The organism is Kitasatospora sp. NPDC057940 (genome assembly GCF_042887425.1).
In the GTDB taxonomy this organism is placed as follows: domain Bacteria; phylum Actinomycetota; class Actinomycetes; order Streptomycetales; family Streptomycetaceae; genus Kitasatospora.
In genome coordinates, this window is sequence record NZ_JBHVPH010000062.1 from 1,302 (window position 1) to 3,801 (window position 2,500).

Genomic DNA, 2,500 nt, shown 5'->3' on the forward strand with positions numbered 1-2,500 from the left:
GAAGCAACGCGAAGAACCTTACCAGGTCTTGACATCCTCTGACAACCCTAGAGATAGAGCTTCTCCTTCGGGGGCAGAGTGACAGGTGGTGCATGGTTGTCGTCAGCTCGTGTCGTGAGATGTTGGGTTAAGTCCCGCAACGAGCGCAACCCTTGATCTTAGTTGCCAGCATTCAGTTGGGCACTCTAAGGTGACTGCCGGTGACAAACCGGAGGAAGGTGGGGATGACGTCAAATCATCATGCCCCTTATGACCTGGGCTACACACGTGCTACAATGGACAGAACAAAGGGCAGCGAAACCGCGAGGTTAAGCCAATCCCACAAATCTGTTCTCAGTTCGGATTGCAGGCTGCAACTCGCCTGCATGAAGCTGGAATCGCTAGTAATCGCGGATCAGCATGCCGCGGTGAATACGTTCCCGGGCCTTGTACACACCGCCCGTCACACCACGAGAGTTTGTAACACCCGAAGTCGGTGAGGTAACCTTTAAGGAGCCAGCCGCCGAAGGTGGGACAGATGATTGGGGTGAAGTCGTAACAAGGTAGCCGTATCGGAAGGTGCGGCTGGATCACCTCCTTTCTATGGAGAATTGATGAGGATTTTAACGGAATATAAGACCTTGGGTCTTATAAACAGAACGTTCCCTGTCTTGTTTAGTTTTGAAGGATCATTTGATTCTTCGAGATGTTGTTCTTTGAAAACTAGATAACAGAAGTAATTCACATTCAATTAGTAATGCAAGATATCACGTAGTGATTCTTTTTAACGGTTAAGTTAGAAAGGGCGCACGGTGGATGCCTTGGCACTAGGAGCCGATGAAGGACGGGACGAACACCGATATGCTTCGGGGAGCTGTAAGCAAGCTTTGATCCGGAGATTTCCGAATGGGGAAACCCACCACTCGTAATGGAGTGGTATCCATATCTGAATACATAGGATATGAGAAGGCAGACCCGGGGAACTGAAACATCTAAGTACCCGGAGGAAGAGAAAGCAAATGCGATTCCCTGAGTAGCGGCGAGCGAAACGGGATTAGCCCAAACCAAGAGGCTTGCCTCTTGGGGTTGTAGGACACTCTGTACGGAGTTACAAAGGAACGAGGTAGATGAAGAGGTCTGGAAAGGCCCGCCATAGGAGGTAACAGCCCTGTAGTCAAAACTTCGTTCTCTCCTGAGTGGATCCTGAGTACGGCGGAACACGTGAAATTCCGTCGGAATCCGGGAGGACCATCTCCCAAGGCTAAATACTCCCTAGTGACCGATAGTGAACCAGTACCGTGAGGGAAAGGTGAAAAGCACCCCGGAAGGGGAGTGAAAGAGATCCTGAAACCGTGTGCCTACAAGTAGTCAGAGCCCGTTAATGGGTGATGGCGTGCCTTTTGTAGAATGAACCGGCGAGTTACGATCCCGTGCAAGGTTAAGCAGAAGATGCGGAGCCGCAGCGAAAGCGAGTCTGAATAGGGCGAATTGAGTACGTGGTCGTAGACCCGAAACCAGGTGATCTACCCATGTCCAGGGTGAAGTTCAGGTAACACTGAATGGAGGCCCGAACCCACGCACGTTGAAAAGTGCGGGGATGAGGTGTGGGTAGGGGTGAAATTCCAATCGAACCTGGAGATAGCTGGTTCTCTCCGAAATAGCTTTAGGGCTAGCCTCAAGGTAAGAGTCTTGGAGGTAGAGCACTGATTGGACTAGGGGCCCCCAACGGGTTACCGAATTCAGTCAAACTCCGAATGCCAATGACTTATCCTTGGGAGTCAGACTGCGAGTGATAAGATCCGTAGTCGAAAGGGAAACAGCCCAGACCGCCAGCTAAGGTCCCAAAGTATACGTTAAGTGGAAAAGGATGTGGAGTTGCTTAGACAACCAGGATGTTGGCTTAGAAGCAGCCACCATTTAAAGAGTGCGTAATAGCTCACTGGTCGAGTGACTCTGCGCCGAAAATGTACCGGGGCTAAACGTATCACCGAAGCTGCGGACTGTTCTTCGAACAGTGGTAGGAGAGCGTTCTAAGGGCTGTGAAGCAAGACCGGAAGGACTGGTGGAGCGCTTAGAAGTGAGAATGCCGGTATGAGTAGCGAAAGACGGGTGAGAATCCCGTCCACCGAATGCCTAAGGTTTCCTGAGGAAGGCTCGTCCGCTCAGGGTTAGTCGGGACCTAAGCCGAGGCCGAAAGGCGTAGGCGATGGACAACAGGTTGATATTCCTGTACCACCTCCTCACCATTTGAGCAATGGGGGGACGCAGGAGGATAGGGTAAGCGCGGTATTGGATATCCGCGTCCAAGCAGTTAGGCTGGGAAATAGGCAAATCCGTTTCCCGTGAAGGCTGAGCTGTGATGGCGAGCGAATTATAGTAGCGAAGTTCCTGATTCCACACTGCCAAGAAAAGCCTCTAGCGAGGTGAGAGGTGCCCGTACCGCAAACCGACACAGGTAGGCGAGGAGAGAATCCTAAGGTGATCGAGAGAACTCTCGTTAAGGAACTCGGCAAAATGACCC

2 rRNA genes (both only partly in view) are annotated in these 2,500 nt (G+C 51.5%); both read left to right on the forward strand.

Annotation, left to right across the window (positions count from 1 at the left end):
- A 16S ribosomal RNA gene (locus ACFVTF_RS38440) occupies window positions 1–580 on the forward strand; it begins 1,091 nt to the left of the window's first position.
- Between the two features lie 188 nt (window positions 581–768).
- Window positions 769–2,500, forward strand: a 23S ribosomal RNA gene (locus ACFVTF_RS38445) (it continues 1,198 nt past the right edge of the window).
- The 16S and 23S rRNA genes sit together here, the layout of an rRNA operon.